The sequence below is a fragment of the Halobaculum halobium genome, from assembly GCF_030127145.1.
Taxonomy (GTDB): Archaea; Halobacteriota; Halobacteria; order Halobacteriales; family Haloferacaceae; genus Halobaculum; species Halobaculum halobium.
Genome location: NZ_CP126159.1, coordinates 311,255 through 331,420 on the forward strand (window position 1 = coordinate 311,255; position 20,166 = coordinate 331,420).

The following is a 20,166-nucleotide window of genomic DNA, read 5'->3' on the forward strand; positions in this document are numbered from 1 at the left end:
AGTTCAGCGGACGATCTCTGCGGGCGACGTACTGGTCAGTCCTGCTTCTGAATCATTCCTAAGTGGATCAGGAGTCCCAATATGCCCAAGAATCCTAGCAAGATACCGCGTAGTTGCGGATTCTTGAGCCCTCGTTTCTCTGCATCTGAGTAGACGTAGTACCCGACGGTGGGCCAGAAAATGAGTAAGTAGAGCCCGGCGCGGATGAGGAGGCCATTGTACGCGGTCAGCAAATCCATCAGAGACTCACCGCCGTCTTCACGGGAACCATATTCGATTGTTCTTTCCTGTTGAAAAGTAGTTTTGGAGGAATGGGACTATTGAGGCCGTGACCGATTCGCAACAGCTATCTAACGGCTGTTTCATCTGGATATCAGCCGAACAGAATACCAGAGTCACCCGTTACTGAAGTTCTTCAACCAGTGAGGCAATAGCCTCCTCGACGAGAACGCTGTCAAGGCGACCCTGCCAGAAGTCGAGGAACTTCCAGCAAGCACCAGAAGTTGAGGCTGGCCTTCTCAATGCATGCGATCCTCGAACCGCTCCATGGTCAACAGAGAATTAAACTCCAGTATTTTCGTAGCTTTCACTCCTAACACTCTTTACAGTGCATAACGTGTCCACATTCAAAGATGTCCATCGACCGAGACACCTTCGAGAACACAAGCGAGGACGAGCTCGCGGATCTTTCTGTCCCAGATCAGGTACTGGGGTTCCTCGTCGCCAACGAGGAACGTGCGTTCAAGGCCCACGAAATCGCCTCCCAGATTGGCGTCGACGAGGGCGCGGTTAGCACCGCTCTGTCGCGATTGAAGGGTCGTGACCTCGTTGAGCACAAGGCGACGTACTGGGCGGTGACCGATGACGCCGAACGCCTCGAAGGATATAGTGGCTACGAGCGAGTGACCGCGCTGTTCAACGAACAATTCGGCGAAGAAGACAAGGAAGCGTGGCGCGAGCACGCACCCGCGGAACCCCACCCGAGCGTCGAGGACGACCAGTGACCGACGAAGAGACCCTGATTTTCGAGCGTGGCGACGTCGTCTACGGAGATGATCCGTTCAAAAGCGAGGAAGACGCTCGGCCCTGGCTCATTCTCTCGAATCACGAAGGGCGTCCGTTCACGTCGAATCGGGCAGTCACTCGATGCAGTTCCTGTACGTTCCGTCGACAAATGGTGGGGGAACAACCGTGTTCGCGACGAATCTCCGAATCGGCCCGGAAGAGGCTGAGTCATTCTGTCGGCGCTACAGCCGCAGCTGGAAGATCGAAGACGAGTACAAATCAATCAAGAACGATTTCCTCGCAAAGACCTCCTCGAAAGACTACCGTGTCAGGCTGTTCTACTTCGTGTTCGCGGTCCTGCTCTACAATATCTGGCGGCTCACTGATTTCCTGTGAAAGCTGGCGTTGACGACGAGATGGACTATGCGCCCGTGTTGAGCGCGGGTGAATGCGTTGAAATCGTCGTTTCGGCGTGATCCCACCCGACTGACCGGCAGCTTCCCTCCCGGGTTCGCCATCCGAGAGTGGTAATGCTATTCAGCAACGCCTGAATCCAAGAGATTTTGGACGTTTTTGTCAAATTAGTCAAGGACAGTTCAAAATTGGTTCTCAATTGGTGAATAGAGCACGAATCGATGGCGACCCAACCCAAAACTGGCCTATCCTCCGAAACTGTGGAACTTCACCAGAGCAAATTTGATATATCGCTATGCAGTTTATAAACACCGATTTTCAACCGTATCCTGCGCATAGCTGCTCCTGAGGCCTTCTACGTAGCGTATCGCCTCTTCGAAATTCCACTTTTGCTTAATCAACTAAGCACAAGTGGCTTTGACCACCACTGAGCCCTCCGGTGAGCCAGTCAGTTAGTAAACCGACGAAGTGCCGCTACTCCCCGCCTGCGTGAGTTCGAAGATGCTAGGAAGCCGACGATCAGTTGACCGAGACCGTTACCCTGTTCTACGGATCACGACGCCGGCAGGTCACTCGCTTACGCCCGCTAACGGCAGCCTCACGTGTACGACGGTTCCACCGCCATCGCGATCCTCGAATTCGATCGACCCGCCAGATCGGGTGACGATCCAGTTCGCGAGCCACAGACCGATCCCGTCGGTGTGTGTGAGCGAATCGGGGATCTGATGGGTGGTAACGAGTTCTTTGATAGATTCCGGAACTCCAGGTCCGCGATCAGCGATCGAGATGCGGACCGTATCGGCTCCTGTCTCAGTGCCGCCTGCGTCGCTCGCAGCCACGATGGTCACGGTGGGGACGGCGTCGTCAGTGTGTTCGATCGCATTTTCGATGCATTCCGCCAGCGCGTCTTCGATCTGTGGCGTTGCATCCACGGTCAATCCGGCCGGACAGTCGACGGAAACCTCCGCACTCGGATGGGTCTCCCGGAGATCCGTGAGGGCTGATCGAAGCACCGAGCGGACGTCGTGTGAGCGAATGTCGTCCGGGGCCGAGAACTGTTTGACGACGGCCCGTTCCTTACGAACGAGGTCGAGGAGGCGCTCGCTTGTCGCGGTGATGGTCGATGCCGACTCGGCGACGTCGCCGTCTGTTGCTCGTTCGATACGACCTGCGTGGCCCAAGATGACGTTCATGTCGTTGCGGAGATTATGGCGCAGCACCCGATCCAACACAGCGACTTGTTGAGCACGCTCGATCTGATCAGTGATGTCGATTTGGACGGCGACGAATCCGACCACGTCTCCGTCATCGATTAGCGGAGAGATTGTCTGGTGAGCGCGGTAGTGGTGTCCGTCGCTGTCCTTATCGATGATCCGTTCCTCGAAGGTTTCCCCGCTTGTGATGGTCCGCCAGAGTCGGTCGAAGTATTCCTCGCCCATCTGACCCGAGCTCAGAATGTTTGGCGTCCGGCCGACCGCGTCGTCGTACTCGTAGCCCGTTAGCTCCTCGAAACTCCGGTTGACGTAGGTAATTGTGCCGTCGAGATCCGTAATATAGATCGCGTGGCCAGACTGGTCGACGGCTCGTTCGAACCCTTGGAGCCGTGATTCGGTCGCTTTCTGTTCGCTCACGTCTGTCTGAAAGCCGACGTAGTGGGTGACTCTGCCGTCTGCGTTCGTGACAGGAGCGATCGTCAACCGGTTCCAGAACGGAGTCCCGTCCGCACGGTAGTTGCGGATCGTCACCGTGGCCGACTCCTCAGCCTCGATTGCGTCTCGGAGCGTTGAGACGGTGGCGGAGGTAGTCTCTGGTCCCTGTAGGAACCGGCAGTTCCGGCCGACCGCTTCGGAGATGGAGTACCCCGTGAGCTTCTCGAACGCTTCGTTCACGTACACCAGCGGTTCGTTCTCTTGACGTACGTCTGCGAGCGTCACGCCGACCGGTGCGGCGTCGATCGCTCGCTGCAACAACGCGATCTGTCGTTGCTGGTCACGGGAGTCGGTGATGTCCTGAATCGCACCACGTACTACAACGACCTCGCCGTCCTGTTTGATGGGGTGTCCGATGGTCCGAACCAACCGCCGGGTGCCACCGTTCGTGAGAATCTGTGCCTCCGTGTCGTACGCCGCTCCGTCCTCGATCGCCCGTCGCACCGCAGTTTGAATCTCCTCTCGATGGTCCGGGTGATAAAACGACAGCGCCTTTTCAACTGTCGGCTCGAACTCGGAGTCGACTCCGTGGATCCGCCTCGTGCCCGCGGTCCAGACGAGCGCGTCTGACTCGATGTCGTACTCCCAGCCACCGGTGCCCGCAAGCGACTCCGTATGGTCGAGTAGCGTTTCAGTCGTCCGGGCCTCGGCTTCGTTCGACGGAGTCCGTGACTTCGATTCGGGCCCTGTGTCCGTGGGACCGCTCTCTTCGGATCGGGGCCGAATCCCAGTACCGGACGCCGCCGCGGTGGCTGTCTCGTCAACGACAAGCAGCACCGCGACGCCGTCGCCATCGGGGACCGCCCACCCCAATCCGCTCTGTTCTGTCGTCTGTGCTGCCCACTCGATTGTTGCCGGCCGCTTTGTCTCTACTACTGCCTCTAATGTCTCGCGTGTGGTCGCCGGAGAGGGTGATAGCTGCGGGAGGATGTCGGCCGTGACTCCACTTGGGTCAATACCCAATACCGCCGCCGCAGCCTCGTCAAGACCGCAACACTCCAGCGACGCATCGAACTTCACGGTGCCATCGACGGGAACGCCGTCTCCGCTGGGGTGAGTAGGACCGTGCGTGTCGCCGCCAGTCACGACAGCCCTCCACCCGATGCCGAACCGGTGTTACGCTCGATAGTCTCAGATTGCAGTTGCATTGTGTGTTGTACCCGCCGCAGTCTCATAAGCGTCCACAGTCGATTCGCGCGCCGATCCGCTCACCCGCGGATCGGCGGTCGTTTCAGCGTAACTGACCGCGCGACCACGTCTTCTCCGCCTCGGCGCAAGACGGCGTCCACGGCGACAGGCATCGAATCCGTCGGTAAGTCCCACGCACCGGTCACTTCACCCGTCTCGCCCGCCGCGATCGCACCGCTCGTGGAAACGCTGTCCAGGCTCGACTCGTCTCTGAGAGAGACTCCTGTGAGGCGCAACTCGATATCCTCATCTGTCGGATTCTCGACAACGACCCGGAGTATGTAGGTCCGTGATCCCGGTGACTCCCCCCTGATCTCCGAGGTCTTGACCGTCTCGATCGGCTGCGTCTCGGGGAGCAACTCGTCGCCCACGCCGACGGCATCCGCCGCCGGAGTGGCCGACTCCGTCGCAGCGTCGTCTCCCCCCGAGGACCCGTCGGTCCCGTCGTCGCCTCCGAGCAATTGGTCGCCGATCAGCCCACCGAACGTGAGCAACTCGACGATGACGGGTACTGCGAATGCGAGCACTGCAATCCACCGAATCAGGCGTCGACGGCTCGCGTCGTCAGCTTCCGACGAGGTCGAGTCGGACGCAGTCGGGTCGTCACGCGGGCCATCGGCCGCCGTCGGATCTTCATTGTGTGTCGTGTCTTTGGTCATCGGATCAAGAACATGCAGGCGGAGACTGCGGCGTCTCTTCGTCGCGGGTTATGCCGGAACCGGGAGACTCCCCGGCGAGAGCACTCCGTCAGCAACCATGTCGTACAGCGGGAGGCCGTACGCGAGCGCCACCAAGACGATCGCGATCCCGACCCACAGCTTCAGGTTGTCGAGCACCCGCGGCGAGTCTTCGGCCCCCGACATCGGTTCCGGGAGGAAGCCGTTGACTCGGAGCTGACTGTTCGACTTCCCAAGCGTCCACGTTGCCAGCATGACCGCGAGGAACATCACGGCGCCGACGAACAGTAACGTGCCGCCAATCGCGATCTGAATACGCATCTCGACGACGCTGCCGACGACAGCCTGGAAGCTGAACTGGTCGTACTGCGGCTCGGCCGTCCGGCGAGGGATCCCCGCGAGGCCGGCACGGTGCATGGCGTTCGACATCAACACCATCCCGACGAACCAGACGTACGGCTGGACCGCGGCGAGGCCACGCCATTGGAGCCGCTTGCCCGTCACCTGCGGGACCAGCCAGTAGGAGACCGCCATCAGCGTGAGGGCGAACGCCGTCCCGACGGTGAGGTGGAAGTGACCGGGCACCCACAACGTGTTGTGGATGAGGTAGTTGATGTTCATCCCAGCGTTGATCATCCCCGAGAAGCCGCCTGCGGCGAACATGATGCCCGAGAGGGCGATGCCCGCGAACGCCGGCCGCTCCCACGGAAGCGCCTTCAGCCAGCCGAGGTAGCCGGTGCCGCCTCGCTGCCTGGCACCGTGCTCCATGCTGGCGACAACGGTGAACAGCGTCAACAGCGACGGTAACAACAGGAAGAACGTGTTCGTCATCGCGACGAATTTGTACCCCGAAGCGATCCCGGGGTCGGTGTACTGGTGGTGGAACCCGACTGGCGTTGAGAGGATGAGGAACAGCACGAACACCACCCGTGCGAGCGGGTCGCTGAACAGCCGACCGCCCGAGAGCTTCGGAAGGACCGTGTACCAGATCAGGTACGCGGGAAGCAGCCAGAAGTACACGACCGGGTGCCCGAAGTACCAGAACAGCGTCCGCGTGAGTAGCGGATCGACCTGACTGATGAGTCCCAGCGACCACGGGATGAGGAAGAAGACGACCTCGACGGCGACCCCGAGAGTCGAAATATACCACATCAGCATCGTCGTCAGGACCATGAACGACTGCAGCGGAATGCGCGCGTCGGGGTTCTCCGAACGCCACTCGCGGAACTGCAGGAAGTAGCTCGCGCCGGCCAGCCAGGAGCCGACGATGATCAGTGCTGCGCCCACGTAGAACAGCGGATGGGCCTTCAGGGGCGCGTAGAACGTGAACAGTACGTCAGCGCTGGCGGGAATCGCGTCGGTCAGTCCCGCGAGGATCGTTCCCCCGGCCAGTAGCGTGCCGAGTGTTATCGTGCCGAGCCACGCCGCAGTCAACCGAGAGCTCGGGGGTTCACGGTCGAGACTTCTCGTGGTAGCCCACTGGAACAGCCCCGCGATACCGAACGTCGTGAACACCAAGACCATCAGAACGCCGTGCCCCGTCAAAAGCGTATAGTAATCCGACGAGGGGATGATCCGGAGCACGTTCGTCCGATGGAGCGCCTGAATCAGGCCGAACAACGCGCCGCCAGCGAACGCGACGAACGAGATGCCAAGACAGATGCGAACGATCTGTGCAGCTTCCGGGTACCGGTCGACGAACGCCCGGCGGCGTCGCGTTCCCTCCGCGGTCTCCACGTATTCTTCGTCACTGTGCGTGGCCGTATCGTCGGGATGTCCAGTTGCCATTAGTTCTCACCCTCCGCGGTCGTGTCGAACTGCGACTGCGGAACGACGTGCAACTGGCCAGCCATCGTGTGGTGACCGCTCCCGCAGTACTCGTGACAGACGATGCCGTACTCTCCCGTCTCCTCGAACGTGACGTCGAATTTGGCGACCTGCCCGGGGATCACCATCGTGTTGACGTTGGTGGCGGCGAGGTTGAACCCGTGCGTCACGTCGGCTGAGGTGACGTGGAACGTTACCTCCTCGCCCCTGGGCACCTCTATTGGCTCCGCAGTCCCGGGGTTGAACAGATACTGTCGAGCCACGATGTACACGTCGACGCCGTCGCCGTCGGTGGACTCGTACACTCCCGGTTCTCGGAAGTTTTCGGTTTGTTCGAAGTTCCCGTCAGAGACGGCGGCGGCCTCGATGGTACCGCCGTCGTCGCCGACCATCGCGACCCCGGGACCGATCGCGCCGTAGACGATGGTCCCGACGAACGCCACGATCAGGACGAGCGATGCGCCAAACCAGAGTTTCTCGAATCGGTGGACGTGCATAAATTCACCCAGTGATTGTCGGGCCGCCGATGAACTCGACGAAGTACATGAAGGCCCACAGCGCGGATATCAACAGGAAGTACCCGACGACGAGCGCCGCGGTCCCGACCGGGTCGTACTCCTCGCCGAGTTCGACTTCCGCCTCTTCTTCGACACCATCGACCGGCTTGTCGCGGACGTACGCCTCTTCCTCGCTCGCGTGGGTGCGATAGGCGATGTACGCCTCGTTGCCCAGGACCGAAGCGACCGCCAGCCCGACCGTGCCGCCGAACACGAGCGCCAGCCAGCCGTTGATCCCGTCCGGGACGAACAGCGAACCGCCCGACTCCTCGGGAGCCCCTTCGCCATCGCCGCCGGACCCATCGCCGCCGCCGCCACCCCCGCCGCCGACGTTTCCGACGACGACAGCGCCTTTCATGCCGAGGGCGCGGTGCGGCTGACAGAAGTACGTTGAGACGCCCTCGCTCTCGAAGGTGTGACTGAAGGTGTGGCCTGCCTCCGCCACTAACTCGGACTCGTAGGAGCCGTCTTCGGCGATGACGTTGTGTGAGCCACCCTGACCGTTCCACTCCCAGACGACGGTCGTCCCTGGATCGACTCGAATCGACGCCGGACCGAATCCGTAGGGACCGTCGCCGTTCTCGACGCCGACCTCGACGGTGACTTCCGAGTTCCCTCGCTCATCGACCGTGCCGTCGTAGTTGGGAACGTCGTCGAACCAGCCGCCGAAATCGGGTTCGGACACCGATGATCCGCCGCCGCCGCCACTCCCGCCGACGACGACAGCGCCCTTCATGCCGAGGGCGCGGTGCGGCTGACAGAAGTACGTTGAGACGCCCTCGCTCTCGAAGGTGTGACTGAAGGTGTGGCCTGCCTCCGCCACTAACTCGGACTCGTAGGAGCCGTCTTCGGCGATGACGTTGTGTGAGCCACCTTGACCATTCCATTCCCAGACGACGGTTGCCCCCGGATCGACCCTGACGGCAGCCGGGCCGAACCCGTAGGGACCGTCGCCGTTCTCGACGCCGACTTCGACGGTGACCTCCGACTGGCCCGTGCGGTCTACGACGCCGTCGTAGTTGGGAACGTCGTCGAACCAGCCGTCGAAGCCGGGGTCCGATTGGGCCGCGGCGGGTGCGGCGCTACCCAGGAGCGCCCCACCGGCGGCAGCCGCGCCCGCAGCCATGACCCGTCGTCGAGTCAGGCCGGTGTCGCTGTCTCGCTGCTGTACCATACTCAGCGGGAAAGCTTACTGGTGATTAATAAACCCAACTGCTTCCCAGTCCCTGAGAATCAGGTGACCCGAATATACTTGTGACCAGGCATCTCGGATATACACATATGACGCCGCGAACGCTACTGGCCCTCTCGCTCGTCGTGCTCGTTCCGTTGTGGGCATACGCGCTATTCGGCAACGGTGCCATCTATGAGGCGGTCGTGTCGAGCGTGTCGGTCGTCCTCACGGTTGGCGCCCTGTACGTCGCGTTCGGCCCCCACGAGGGCGAAACTGACCGCGCGGACGCCCACTGAGGGGATGGTCGCTGGGTTCGCCGGGGCGGTCGAACTGGGAACGTTCTTTCTCGTCGGCCTCCTGGGCGGTGCGCACTGTCTCGGGATGTGCGGTCCGCTGGTGTCCTCTTACGCCGGCCATACGAGCGGCGACGCCGGCCGTGTCACGCTCCGTGACGTCCGCCAGCAGGGGTTGCTCACGCTGGGCCGCGTCGGGACCTACGCGCTCGTCGGCGCCCTCCTCGGAGCGCTCGGCGGCGCCGCCATCGCCGGCGGGAGTCTGTTCGCGGGCGCGGACTTGGTCCGCGGCGTCGCCGGCGTCGTCGCCGGCGTCGTCGTTCTCGTCGTCGGCGCGGGCTACGTGCGGGGTCGCCCCCTCGATCCAGGTCGGATCCCCATCCCCGGGGTCTCGACGGTGTTCGGACGACTCGCGCGCGTCGCCGGCGACCGTGCTGAGGAGTGGGCGGACGGGCCGAAGATCGCGATCCTCGGATCGATGCACGCGCTCCTCCCGTGCCCCCTGCTGTATCCGGCATATCTCTACGCGTTCGCACGGGGGTCGCCGACGGCCGGAGCGCTCGCGCTCGGCGCGCTCGGCGTCGGCACCGCACCGGCGATGGTCGGGTACGCGACTGTGCTCGGTGCGATCCCGGCGTCGGTCAGAGGTCGCGTTCATCGGGTGCTCGGTGGCGCGTTCCTCTTGTTGGGATTGTTCCCGCTGTTGCACGGCCTGGGCCTGCTTGGCGTGCCCGTCCCGATGGTCCACCTGCCACACTACGGTGAGGTGCCAACGCCGTGAACGAGGGAGGCCCCCATCGTGTTCAGGCCGGTAGCGACGGCTGCACGCTCTGCGGACTCGAGACGCCGAGCACCCCAGTGCGCGACGACGGTGTGGATGGGGCGTTCTGCTGTCGCGGCTGTCTCGAGGTCGCGCGGACGCTCGACGATCCGGCCGCGGCCGACTCGGCCGAGGCCCGCGAGGCGGTTCGCGACGAGGTCGGGGACGCCCCCGGTGACGCAGCATCTGGGGCGGCTGACGTGAATGGGCCCGACGGCGCCGAGACTGCGTATCTCCGGGTCGACGGGATGCACTGCGCGAGCTGCGAGGCGTTCCTCGAGGGCAGAGCCGGCGGCGTCGACGGCGTCGCCGCCGCGGACGCGAACTTCCCGGCGGACGCCATGCGGGTGCGCTTTGACCCCGACCGAACTGACCCTGACGCCGTCGCTGACGCCGTCGCCGGCGTGGGCTACGCGGCGGCGCCGACGACCGACGAGGGAGGAGTCGGCGACGACGACGAGACCGTGGGGCGCCTGCTCGTCGGGGGGTTCTTCGGCATGATGGCGATGTTGTGGTACGTCTTGTTCCTCTATCCGACGTACTTCGGGCTTCCCCCGGAGGCACTGCTGTTCGATCTCCGTGGGAGCGCCGGCGGCTTCCTCCTCGCGAACGTCTGGGTGTCGGCGTCAGTCGTGCTGGGGTACACCGGCGCGCCGCTGCTGCGCGGGGCGTACGTGGCAATTCGCACCCGTCAGCCGAACATGGACCTCCTCGTCGCGCTCGCGGCGACGACCGCGTACCTCTATAGCACACTCGCGATCACGGTGGGCCGCGTCGAGGTGTACTTCGACGTGACCGTCGTCGTTATCATGGCCGTCACCGTCGGCACCTACTACGAGGAGCGAGTCAAGCGCCGCGCGGTCGGAACGCTGACCGATCTCACGCGTGACCGGGTCTCGGACGCCCGCCTCGCGACCGCCGACGGCACCGAGACCGTTCCGGTCGAGGCGGTCGAGGGCGGAGACCGGGTCGTCGTCCGGTCTGGCGAGCGCGTCCCCGTCGACGGGACGATCCGCGACGGCACCGCCGCCGTCGACGAGTCGCTCGTCACCGGCGAGTCACTTCCGGTCCGCAGAGGACCTGGAGCGACAGTCCGGGGCGGGACCGTCGTCTCGGACGGTCGGCTGGTCATTGAGGCGGCCGACGGCGCCGAGCGGACGCTCGACCGGGTCGTCTCGCTCCTGTGGGACGTCCGAGGTGAGGGCGCGCCCCAGCGGCTGGCCGACGCCCTAGCGACGATTTTCGTTCCGGTCGTGCTCGTCCTCGGGACGCTGGCGTTCGTCGTTCACCTCGCACTCGGGTCGCCGCCGACGGCGGCACTGCTCACCGGGCTGGCGGTGTTGGTCGTCTCGTGTCCGTGCGCGCTCGGACTGGCGACACCGCTGGCGATCGCCGCCGGAACGCGAGCGCTCCTCACGGACGGCGTCGTGTTGACTGACGGGAGCGCCGTCGAGACCGCAGACGAAGTCGACGTGGTCGCCCTCGACAAGACGGGGACGCTGACGACTGGTGAGATGGCCCTGCAGGAGGCAGTGACCGCAGCGGGGACCACCCGCGCGGAGCTACTCGGGCGCGCAGCCGCCGTTGAGGCACGCTCGGATCACCCCGTCGCGGCCGCGGTCGTCGAAGCGGCTGGCGACACTGCGTCCGCGTTCGGCCCGGCATCTCCAGTCGAAGACTTCGAGACGCATCCGGGTCGCGGCGTCTCCGGCCGCGTCGCCGGCGGGCCGCGCGTTACCGTCGGTGGCGAATCGCTGTTCGATGCCGACGACAACTCGGTTCCGGACGAGGTGCGAGAACGCTACGCCGCGGCTGAGGCCGACGGTAGCCTCGCTGCGTACGTCGGCTGGGGGGGCGCCGTTCGGGGCGTCCTCGTCGCGGTCGACGACCCGCGTCCCGGCTGGCGCGAGGCGGTCGCCGCGCTCGGGAAGCGTCGGCGCGTCGTCGTGCTCACCGGCGACGAGGGTCCGTCGGCCGACCGCCTCCGCGACGTGGACGGCGTCGACGAGGTGTACGCCGGGCTGCCGCCGGAGGCCAAGACGGAGACGGTCCGTCGGCTCCGCGAGTCGGGCACAGTTGCGATGGTCGGTGACGGGAGCAATGACGCGCCGGCGCTGGCGGCCGCCGACCTCGGCATCGCGGTGGCGTCCGGGACCGAACTGGCGGCCGACGCCGCAGACGCCGTGCTCGTCGGACGAGACCTGCGGGCGGTCGATCGCGCGCTGGATACGCTGTCGGCGACTCGGCGGCGCGTCCGCGAGAACCTCGCGTGGGCGTTCCTCTACAACGTGATCGCCGTTCCCGCGGCGGTGCTGGGCGTCGTGACGCCCCTGTTGGCGGCCGTGGCGATGGCCGCCTCCAGCCTCCTCGTTGTCGGGAACTCGGCGCGCTCGCTGGGTCCGGCGGCCGGCGATGACGTGTCCGGGGACGACGGGGAGGAGCCGCCGGGCGCGGCACCATCTGAGTCGGGTGCAGGTACCACCGTCGACTCCGACGACCGGCGGCCGGCCGTCGCCGACGGTGGCCCGACTGATGCGGGCGATTCCGGCCTCGGCCCCGACTCGGACGGGATCGAGTCTCACGCTTCCGGGGGACCCGACGCCACCGGCGACGACGGAGGTGGGCTCCCGTGAGCGGGTTCGCGGTCAGGAGCTCTCTCGAGTCGCCCTCGGAGCTGGCCAGGACGGCGGTGCTTGCGCTCGGCGCGCAGTCGGCGCTCGCGCTGGTGTACCTCGTTGTCACCGACGCGGGGCTGGCGGCACCGCGAACCCTTGCGATCTCATTTATCTGGGTCACCGCGGCGGTCGTCGGCGTTCACCACGCCGACCGCCCTGACTCCGGGCGCGCCGTTCTCGCACTCGCCGGCCTGGTCGGCGTCGGCTACGGGCTCGTCCTCGGGTGGCTTACCGGCTCGATCGGCGCCTCCTCTGGTGCCGCCATGGGACTCGATGTGGTGTTGCTCCCGCCGTGGTGGGGGCCGATGGTGCGCTACGACGGCACCGTGCTCTCGCTGTTTGTGTTCCCGTACCAGGCGTTCGGCTACGCGGCGCTGGCGTACCTCGTCTCGCTTGCCGTCCGCGACGTGGCGGCCTACGGGACCTCCGCGGGCGTCGGTGGGTTGATCGCACTCGGGTCCTGTGCGAGCTGCGCGCTTCCCGTCGTCGCGGCGGTCGCGAGCGCGCTCGGCGGTGCCGGTCTCGGCCTCGGGACCGCACCAGCGGCCGGCGACACGTACCTCCTCGCCACGGGCGCGTACGTCATCTCGGTCGGGGTATTAACCGTTCGACCGACGCTCGGCTGAATCTCCGGTTGACGGTATCTCTGCACCTGCCCCCCGCGACAGTCGCCGGAGCGTATTTGCCGTTCGAGTGTGTTGACACATCCGATCTACACATGGATGGAATCGACGGCGGCGTCGCGATCGTGACAGGCGGAGCAGCGGGCATCGGTCGGGCGACCGCACAGCGGTTCGCCGCAGAGGGTGCGAGCGTGGTCGTTGCTGACATCGACGCGGACGACCTCGCGGAGACAGTGGACTTGATCGAGGCGGACGGCGGCGAAGCGACCGCCGTCGAGACGGACGTCAGCGATCAGGACGACGTGGCCGCGCTCGTCGAGGGGACGATCGACACCTACGGCGTCCCCGACTTCGCGCTCAACAACGCCGGGATCGAGGGCAGCAGCGCACCGATGGCCGACCAGTCGCTCGAAGACTGGAAGCGGGTGATCGACGTGAACCAGACCGGCGTGTGGAACTGCCTGACGGAGGAACTTGCCGTGATGGCCGACAACGGCGGCGGCGCGATCGTCAACACCTCGTCGATCGCCGGGCTCAGCGCGGCCGGCGGCGCGCCGTACGTCGCGAGCAAACACGGCGTCGTGGGACTGACCCGCGTGGCCGCCTCGCAGTACGGTCCCGCGGGCGTCCGCGTGAACGCGGTCTGCCCCGGCGTCATCGACACGGAGATGATCGACCGCGCGAACGAGGAGATGGGCGAGGGGACCATCGAGCAGTTCGTTCAGGCGAAGCCCCTGCGGCGAATGGGGACGCCCGAGGAGGTCGCGTCGGCCGTGGTGTGGCTGTGTTCCGAGGAGTCGTCGTTCGTGACGGGCCACCCGCTCGTCATCGACGGCGGATTCATGGCCTGACGAAGGCCCACGGGGGATTTCGAGGTACCGAGCGACACAACTGAATACCCCTGCCCCGACGCCACAGTATGCTCGTTCGAGACCTCATGACCCGGGAGGTCGTCACGTGCGACGCCGGCGTGACCGTTCGAGACGCCGCCAAGCGGATGCTCGACACCGGGATCGGGAGCGTGCTGATCACCAAGGACGGAACGCCGCTGGCGATCCTCACGGAGACAGATATCGTCCGTGCTGGCGTCGTCACGGGGCGAGCGCTCGACGACGTTCCGGTCGACAAAGCGGCGAGCCACCCGTTGCAAACGATCGCCCCCGACGTGACGATCAGGTCGGCAGTCAAACGGATGAACGACGGCGGGATCAAGAAGCTCCCTGTAGTCACGGACACCGAACTCGTGGGGATCGTGACCCACGGCGATATCGTCGCCCACTACAGCGATTTCGTACGGGAGGCTCATCAACTCGACGCGAGCGCAAGTCAGTGGGAGTCCGATCGGAGCTGACTGTTGGTCACGACGGAGTCCTTACTCGGCGGCTCGCGGCCTGCGGCTCGGTTAGACGACGCGGACGGGGACCTCGGTCCGGCCGAGAACGCGCTTCGTCGTCGACCCGATGAGTGGCTTGTCCGGGTCCGCTCGACCGCGCTTTCCGATGACGATGAGGTCGACGCCCTCCGCTTCGGCGTACTCGATGATCTCGTCCTCCGGGATGCCCGACTTCACGACGGTGACGCAGTCGACGCCCGCCTCGCCGGCCAGCTCCGAGATGTCGTTCGTGAAGCCTCGTCCCTTCTTTTCCAGTCGCGTCCGCGTCTCCGCGATGTCGCTCGGGACCGCCACGAAGTCGGCGTCGCCCATGTCCATCACGTACATTGCGTGGACCGTGGCGTCGTTCTTGTTCGCTAGGTCGATCGCTTGTCTCGCGGCCTTCATCGCCGCCTTGCTTCCGTCAGTCGGGACGAGAATGTCGTGAACTTCGATGCCTGTTGCTTCGCTCATACGAGCAGATACGATGGCAAAGTTAATTAAATGACACTTCTGCCACCACGAACTGGGATAGAATCAGTTCCCCTGCCAATCTTGCATCGCCCCCGTCCTCCTCCTGGATGAGGCTGATCTCGCGTCCAGACTCTTACGAAATAACAGCAAAAGGCCGGAAAGAAGCGTGTGATCGGCCCCCGCCGCCGAAGTCCGCCGCGACAACGCGTTCGTGTCGGGAGCCCCGATCGCACTGAAGCCGACTTCGCGGCGTGAGCCATCTCGGGGTCCGGTACCGGCTACTCTGTCAGTCGGACGCTCTCGCCCGTCTCCGCCGACTCGTAGATCGCCTCCAACGCCCGCGAATCGACGAGCGCGTGCCGACCGTCCGGATGAAACGGCGTCTCCGTCAGCAGGTGGTGGCCGAAGTAGGCGAACTCCTCTTCTAGTTGGTGAACCGGGTCGACCTCGACGTCCATCCGCACGTCGCCGCGTTCGACCGACAGTTCGCGCTCCTCTCGCTCGTAGAAGGCGGGGTCGAGGACCACCCGTCCCTCCGTGCCGGAGATCTCCAGCCGACTCGCGTGTGTCGCGTTCTGGCTGACGGTGCACATCGCCGCCACGCTGCCGGGGAACTCCACTCGGAAGTCGGCGTGCTCGTCGACGCCCTCGAACGCCTCGTGCTCAGTTCGCGTGTGACCGGAGACGGCGACGGGATCGGCATCGAGGACGAACCGCGTCGTGTTGAGCGGGTAGATCCCGATGTCCATCAGCGCACACCCGCCAGAGAGATCGGGGTCGAGGCGCCACTGGTCGGTGTCTCCGGTGAGTTCGCCGAGCATCGTCTGCGACATCGTCGCGTGCACGTGGATCGGGTCACCGACGAATCCGGCGTCGACGAGGTCCTTCAGCCGTCGGACCACGGGGTCCGTCTGCATCCGATAGCCGACCATCAGCGGGACGCTCGCATCCTCACAGACCTCGACGAGTCGCTCGGCGCGCTCGGGCGACGCCTCCATCGGCTTCTCACACAGCACCGCTTTCCCCTGTTTTGCGGCTGCTTCCACGTACTGCAGGTGCGTCGCGTTCGGCGTCGCGACGTACACCGCGTCGTACTCCTCCGCGACCTCGCCCGCGCGGAAGGCTTCGGGGGGAACTCCGGTCAGGTCGGTCCCGGACGCGACTGCGTCGACGGCGTCGGCATCGACGTCGGTCACCACAGTCGCCTCCGTGAACGCCGACCGCTCGATGCCGGGAAGCGCCCATTCCGCTGTGAACCACCCGGCGCCGACGACTGCCAGGCGAACCGGGTCCTCGACCGCATCGGGGGGGAGCGTCTGCCAGTCACGACGGGTGAACTCGTCGACGTACTCGCCGAGTCGCGTCTCCATTATACCGGACTGTCTCCGCGGGGGCCAATAACTCCGCGGGAGGCGACGGCGTCGGGATCGGTCAGTCGGCGGTCCTCCCACCGGCGTCGGTCAACGTCGCGATTTCGGCGCGGATCGCGCGGCGTTTGAGCAGGAGGAACCCTGCGAAGATGAGGACGAACCCGCCCGCGGTCGCAGCCGTGGGGACTTCAGCCAGAAACGCCCACCCGGAGAGCGCGGCGAAGATCGGCGCGAGGTAGCTCACGAGGTTGATTTCGACGGGGCCGAGCCGCTCCAGCAACTCGAAATAAATGAGGAAGCCGACCGCGCTCGCTGCGAGCGACAGGTACGCGAGCGCGGCGATAGCCTCCCCTGTGAGCGCGACGGTCCCGGCCGACTCACCCAGTCCGAGCGAGACCCCGTGCATGATCACCGCGCCGCCGAGCATCGCCCACGCCTCCATGGTCGCGATCGGGAGGTCGGAATCGACGCGGCGCGAGAGGACGCTTCCGAGCGCGAACGCCGCTGCGGCACCGAAGATGAGCAGCTTCGCGACCGTACTCCCGGCGAGGAGGGCGTTCGGGTCGAGTTCTGAGAGCACCGCGACGCCGGCGAGACCGAGGAACATGCCTACGAGGCCAAGCGCCGTCAACCGCTCGCTGGGGAGGAACGCTCTGGCGAATCCGGTGGTGAGCACCGGACTCAGGCTCACGACGACAGCGGCGGCCGCGCTCGTCACGGTCGGATCCGTCTGGCCGACGAACAACAGTACGTGGTATGCCGCGATGAGCAGCACCGCGCCGATGCCCACCTCGGTCCACTGCGCTCGTCCCCGAGGCACGAGACTCTCAGTCGTGTACGCGGCGTACGCGAGCATCACGACGCCAGCGACGTCGTACCGGATCGCCGCGAACAGCACGGGCGGAAAGAACTCGAGGCCTGCCTTGATCGCCATGAACGCCGAGCCCCAGACTGCCGCCAGGAGAAGGAACAACACGAGCGTTCGATACCGGCTCACACGGTGAGTCGGCCGCCGGCCAGTCTGAACGTTTCGACTTGACCGCGCCGCTACTCACTCGGCGCCGGCACGACGACCGACTCGGGGTCCGGTTCGGCCTCGGCGATCTGGGCCCGTGACTCGATCTCGGCTTCCATGTCCCGCATGAAGTCGTCGACCGTGTTCCCCATCAGCAGGACCGGTTCCTCCGAGTCGAGGAGGTCGTCGAGCACGGCGTCGGCCCCCTCCGAACGGTCGTGTCGTTCGACCGGAATCGAGACGTTGCGCGCGAAGACGTCGGTGTAGTCGCCGGCGCAGTGCGCGTGGTCGATCAGATCGCGCTCGGCCAGCGTGTCGAGGTACGCCGCGAACGAGGCGGTTCGGCTCCGTCGGTCCGACCTGAGGAACACGAAAGGCAGTACGGAATCGTCGCCGACGAGCGCGTCACGCACCGCCTCGGTGCTCTCGATATCGTTGACCTCCGCGCCGTTGAACACCCGACCGCCCGGGAGTCTCACCCACTCCGGTTGGATGGCGTCGAGATACGCGCCAAGTTGCTCGTCCGGGACGGGTCGATATCCGAGCTCCCGGAGAACGGTGTTGGTCGCGTACACGGTCTCCGCCCCGATTCGGCCGTCGTGCTCGGGCGGGATATCGACCGGGACCATCGTCGCACCCTGATCTTCGACCTCCGCGCGCATGTAGTCGTACAGCACCGGGTTCTGTTCGCCGCAGACGACCGTCGTGTCGGAGGGCACCGTCCGCGCAAACGCCCTGGCGATGTCCGGCAGCGTCTTGCCGAGGGTGTCCTGGTGGTCCTGGCGGACGTTCGCGATCACGACAACGTGCGGCCTGACGAACCGCTCGTTGATGAGGCGGGTGGTGTACTCGGTGATTCCCTGGTTCTCGAAGATCGCCACGTCCTTGGGCGTGTACCGTTCGAGCTGCGGTCCGAACTCCCGGAGGACGTTGATGTTCTCGTACAGCGTCGTGTGCGGGCCGTTCCGCCGGATTGGGATCACGTCGCCGTTGCGAATGAGGTGGGGTTGGTTCCCCGTGATCTTCGTCAGCGTGTCGTATCCCCGTCTGTTGAACACGTCGTCGAGCCGCCGGGTCGTCGACGACTTCCCGCGGATGCCGGAGACTACGATCCGCGTGTCGATGCTCTCGAGGTATCGGCGGTGTTCGCGTCCGCGACGCAGCAGCGTCGATAGGACGCCGCCTACCTGCGAGAGGCCGACGTCGAACGGGTCGAAGTCGACTCCCTCGTCGTCGGCGCCGACGAGATACACCGGCAGCGCGCCGAAGGCGAGCTGCTCGACGTCCATCGCCTCCGAACGGGCTTCCTCCCGCGTCGGATAGGTGTGCTGTGCGATCGCCAACGTCTCGTCCCCGTCGACGAGGCTCCATGAGTGGAACGCTCCGGACTCGGCGCTTTCGACCCTGATGCGCGGCTTCGCGGGGGGTGCAAGCGATGTCTCGATGTATTCGAGTTCGGCCATCGCGCCGCGAACGCGGTCGACACCCTCCCGAGCGCCGCCCGCCGTCTCGTACGCGCCGTCGCTGACGGCGACAACCGCCTCGTCGTGCCGAAGCCGCCACCGCCATCCCGTCTCGGTCCGGAACACCTCGAACGCGGCGGAAGCGTTCATCGCTCGCCTCCCGAGAGGATCGACGAGTCGAACACGTCATCGGTCGAGGGCTTCTCGACGATCCTGCGCTCGACCAGGCCGTACGCGACGGCGGCCACGAACAGTCCTGCCACGACCGTGAGTGGGCCGAAATTTGACGGGACGCCCGTCTGGAGCACCCGACCGGCATCCGGAATCAGGGCAACCGCACCGCGGGCGACGATCAGCAGTACCGCGAACGTCCCGAGTTTGAGCAGCGGAACGTCGAGCCGCCGTGCCGGGTGAGCGGTGTGCCAGTTGTACGCGTTGATCCCCGCGAGGACCCCGACGAAGTACGCCGAAAGCCCCCTCGTTACCGGGGTGACCAACACCAGGGGAACGACGAGGACGACCGCGACCGCGGTGGTCACCGAGATAGTGACGCGGCCGTACAACATCGTCTCCCGGTGCAGCGTCTGGAGGAAGGCGTACGCGACCGCCAGGGTGACCGCGTACAGGAACAACAACCAGACGTTCGCGAGCGCGTACACCGCGAGCAGCGCCATCGCCATCAGCCCGATCCGGAGTCCGTAGCGGGCGCGGACACGCTCGGAGAGGACGACGCCGACCACGAACAGTCCGACCGCGATCGGTCGCTCGAAGATCGTCGGCTCCGGCGTCGCGGACACGGCGGCGCCCTTGAACGCCGCCACGTCCGCCGTTACGGCGTACAGCGCCGCCGGCGTGAGCGTGCCGATGACGGGGCGGAGACCGGGCGAGACGAGGAGCCACCCGAGCGCGAGGAGTCCGAATAACAGCGCCGATGCGACGCCGGCGTCCCTGAGCCGGGACCCCGGCTTCAGCTGGTGGTAGTTGTACGCCGCCAGCCCGGGGAGGATGCTTCCGATGAAGACCACCGAGCGCAGCGAGGAGGGGAGCAGCTCGGTCAACAGGAGGAGCAACCCGATCGGAATCAGGCTCCCGACCGTCATCGCGACCAACAACTCGTCGCGACCGTACGCGAGCGTCTGGTCCTTGACGACCCGGAGCCCGACGTACGCGAGCACGGTGCTGAGTAGGAATATCGGAAGCATCAGCACGTTCTTCAGCGTGTACACCGCGAGCACCGGGACCGCGATCGTTCCCCCGAGGCGGAACCCGTATAGCTGGGACAGCGTTCCGACGGCGAGCAACCCTATCGCCGTCACCGCCGTCACGACTATCACTGAGACCTCTCGTCGGGAACCCGAGGCGGGCCGACGGCGCAGTTCGCTCCCATGTCGGAACATGATCGGAAGTCGATCGACATATCGTCATCGATCGCCAAGCCGCCCCAGTCCGTCCGAGAGAGTATCGGCTGAGTACGCGCTACTACTTATATTGCTCAGACGCACACAACAAT

Annotated in this window: 17 protein-coding genes and 1 pseudogene; 8 read left to right on the plus strand and 10 right to left on the minus strand. The window is 65.3% G+C overall.

The features are described 5' to 3' along the window. The first annotated feature begins 632 nt into the window (after positions 1–632). Together P0Y41_RS16400 and P0Y41_RS16405 are read left to right on the plus strand one after the other, a co-directional pair. On the plus strand, positions 633–1,004 hold the full coding sequence (locus tag P0Y41_RS16400; protein ID WP_284063507.1) for a MarR family transcriptional regulator: 372 nt from the start codon (positions 633–635) through the stop codon (positions 1,002–1,004). Between the two features lie 109 nt (positions 1,005–1,113). Continuing rightward, positions 1,114–1,495: pseudogene (locus P0Y41_RS16405) on the plus strand (transposase); the annotation flags it as partial. A 493-nt stretch (positions 1,496–1,988) separates the two neighbouring features. Here P0Y41_RS16405 and P0Y41_RS16410 read toward each other — a convergent pair. The 5 genes from P0Y41_RS16410 to P0Y41_RS16430 all read right to left on the minus strand — a co-directional run bounded on the left by P0Y41_RS16410 (position 1,989) and on the right by P0Y41_RS16430 (position 8,551). Further along, positions 1,989–4,214 (minus strand): PAS domain S-box protein, encoded by a 2,226-nt coding sequence (locus P0Y41_RS16410; RefSeq protein WP_284063508.1) that lies wholly within the window; start codon positions 4,212–4,214, stop codon positions 1,989–1,991. Between the two features lie 122 nt (positions 4,215–4,336). After that, entirely contained in the window at positions 4,337–4,687 is a 351-nt protein-coding gene (locus P0Y41_RS16415; protein WP_284063509.1) for a hypothetical protein, read from the minus strand. 336 nt (positions 4,688–5,023) lie between these two features. Next, entirely contained in the window at positions 5,024–6,781 is a 1,758-nt protein-coding gene (locus tag P0Y41_RS16420; protein ID WP_284063510.1) for a b(o/a)3-type cytochrome-c oxidase subunit 1, read from the minus strand. Beyond that, positions 6,781–7,317, minus strand: coding sequence for a cupredoxin domain-containing protein (locus P0Y41_RS16425; protein WP_284063511.1), 537 nt, complete (start codon positions 7,315–7,317; stop codon positions 6,781–6,783). Before P0Y41_RS16425 ends, P0Y41_RS16420 begins: the two co-directional genes overlap by 1 nt. Before the next feature lie 4 nt (positions 7,318–7,321). Next, entirely contained in the window at positions 7,322–8,551 is a 1,230-nt protein-coding gene (locus tag P0Y41_RS16430; protein WP_284063512.1) for a halocyanin domain-containing protein, read from the minus strand. A 107-nt stretch (positions 8,552–8,658) separates the two neighbouring features. Here P0Y41_RS16430 and P0Y41_RS16435 point away from each other — a divergent pair, with 107 nt between their 5' ends. From P0Y41_RS16435 to P0Y41_RS16460, 6 genes are all read left to right on the plus strand, one after another. Continuing rightward, the gene (locus P0Y41_RS16435) at positions 8,659–8,847 is read left to right on the plus strand and encodes a DUF8131 family protein (RefSeq protein ID WP_284063513.1); all 189 of its coding nucleotides are present in this window, start codon (positions 8,659–8,661) and stop codon (positions 8,845–8,847) included. A gap of 4 nt (positions 8,848–8,851) precedes the next feature. Next, positions 8,852–9,625: a sulfite exporter TauE/SafE family protein gene (locus P0Y41_RS16440; RefSeq protein WP_284063514.1), complete on the plus strand. Its 774-nt coding sequence runs from the start codon at positions 8,852–8,854 to the stop codon at positions 9,623–9,625. A 77-nt stretch (positions 9,626–9,702) separates the two neighbouring features. Next, on the plus strand, positions 9,703–12,297 hold the full coding sequence (locus tag P0Y41_RS16445; protein ID WP_284063515.1) for a heavy metal translocating P-type ATPase: 2,595 nt from the start codon (positions 9,703–9,705) through the stop codon (positions 12,295–12,297). After that, positions 12,294–12,965 carry a DUF7546 family protein gene (locus P0Y41_RS16450; RefSeq protein WP_284063516.1) on the plus strand — a complete coding sequence of 224 codons (672 nt, stop codon included), beginning with the start codon at positions 12,294–12,296 and terminating at the stop codon, positions 12,963–12,965. The genes P0Y41_RS16445 and P0Y41_RS16450 overlap by 4 nt, the downstream gene beginning before the upstream one ends. A 92-nt stretch (positions 12,966–13,057) precedes the next feature. Then, on the plus strand, positions 13,058–13,813 hold the full coding sequence (locus P0Y41_RS16455) for a glucose 1-dehydrogenase (RefSeq protein WP_284063517.1): 756 nt from the start codon (positions 13,058–13,060) through the stop codon (positions 13,811–13,813). Positions 13,814–13,881: 68 nt separating this feature from the next. After that, positions 13,882–14,313 carry a CBS domain-containing protein gene (locus P0Y41_RS16460; RefSeq protein ID WP_284063518.1) on the plus strand — a complete coding sequence of 144 codons (432 nt, stop codon included), beginning with the start codon at positions 13,882–13,884 and terminating at the stop codon, positions 14,311–14,313. 51 nt (positions 14,314–14,364) lie between these two features. Here the strand turns inward: P0Y41_RS16460 and P0Y41_RS16465 are convergent, their stop codons facing one another. From P0Y41_RS16465 to P0Y41_RS16485, 5 genes are all read right to left on the minus strand, one after another. Next, a complete protein-coding gene (locus P0Y41_RS16465; protein ID WP_284063519.1) occupies positions 14,365–14,808 on the minus strand; it encodes a universal stress protein in 444 nt (147 codons plus the stop codon). Between the two features lie 278 nt (positions 14,809–15,086). Then, positions 15,087–16,178 carry a D-xylose 1-dehydrogenase Gfo6 gene (gene gfo6, locus P0Y41_RS16470; RefSeq protein ID WP_284063520.1) on the minus strand — a complete coding sequence of 364 codons (1,092 nt, stop codon included), beginning with the start codon at positions 16,176–16,178 and terminating at the stop codon, positions 15,087–15,089. A 61-nt stretch (positions 16,179–16,239) separates the two neighbouring features. Further along, positions 16,240–17,175, minus strand: coding sequence for a DMT family transporter (locus P0Y41_RS16475; RefSeq protein ID WP_284063521.1), 936 nt, complete (start codon positions 17,173–17,175; stop codon positions 16,240–16,242). Between the two features lie 50 nt (positions 17,176–17,225). Beyond that, positions 17,226–18,806, minus strand: coding sequence for a Mur ligase family protein (locus tag P0Y41_RS16480; RefSeq protein ID WP_284063522.1), 1,581 nt, complete (start codon positions 18,804–18,806; stop codon positions 17,226–17,228). Then, entirely contained in the window at positions 18,803–19,990 is a 1,188-nt protein-coding gene (locus P0Y41_RS16485; RefSeq protein WP_284063523.1) for a poly-gamma-glutamate biosynthesis protein PgsC/CapC, read from the minus strand. Before P0Y41_RS16485 ends, P0Y41_RS16480 begins: the two co-directional genes overlap by 4 nt. Between the last annotated feature and the right edge of the window lie 176 nt (positions 19,991–20,166).

Excerpts from the sequence above, each read along its gene's own strand:
- gfo6 (WP_284063520.1), bottom strand. The coding sequence starts at position 16,178 with ATGGAGACGCGACTCGGCGAGTACGTCGACGAGTTCACCCGTCGTGAC.
- P0Y41_RS16435 (WP_284063513.1), top strand. The coding sequence starts at position 8,659 with ATGACGCCGCGAACGCTACTGGCCCTCTCGCTCGTCGTGCTCGTTCCG.
- P0Y41_RS16465 (WP_284063519.1), bottom strand. The coding sequence starts at position 14,808 with ATGAGCGAAGCAACAGGCATCGAAGTTCACGACATTCTCGTCCCGACT.
- P0Y41_RS16455 (WP_284063517.1), top strand. The coding sequence starts at position 13,058 with ATGGATGGAATCGACGGCGGCGTCGCGATCGTGACAGGCGGAGCAGCG.
- P0Y41_RS16420 (WP_284063510.1), bottom strand. The coding sequence starts at position 6,781 with ATGGCAACTGGACATCCCGACGATACGGCCACGCACAGTGACGAAGAA.
- P0Y41_RS16400 (WP_284063507.1), top strand. The coding sequence starts at position 633 with ATGTCCATCGACCGAGACACCTTCGAGAACACAAGCGAGGACGAGCTC.
- P0Y41_RS16480 (WP_284063522.1), bottom strand. The coding sequence starts at position 18,806 with ATGAACGCTTCCGCCGCGTTCGAGGTGTTCCGGACCGAGACGGGATGG.
- P0Y41_RS16425 (WP_284063511.1), bottom strand. The coding sequence starts at position 7,317 with ATGCACGTCCACCGATTCGAGAAACTCTGGTTTGGCGCATCGCTCGTC.
- P0Y41_RS16440 (WP_284063514.1), top strand. The coding sequence starts at position 8,852 with ATGGTCGCTGGGTTCGCCGGGGCGGTCGAACTGGGAACGTTCTTTCTC.
- P0Y41_RS16460 (WP_284063518.1), top strand. The coding sequence starts at position 13,882 with ATGCTCGTTCGAGACCTCATGACCCGGGAGGTCGTCACGTGCGACGCC.
- P0Y41_RS16430 (WP_284063512.1), bottom strand. The coding sequence starts at position 8,551 with ATGGTACAGCAGCGAGACAGCGACACCGGCCTGACTCGACGACGGGTC.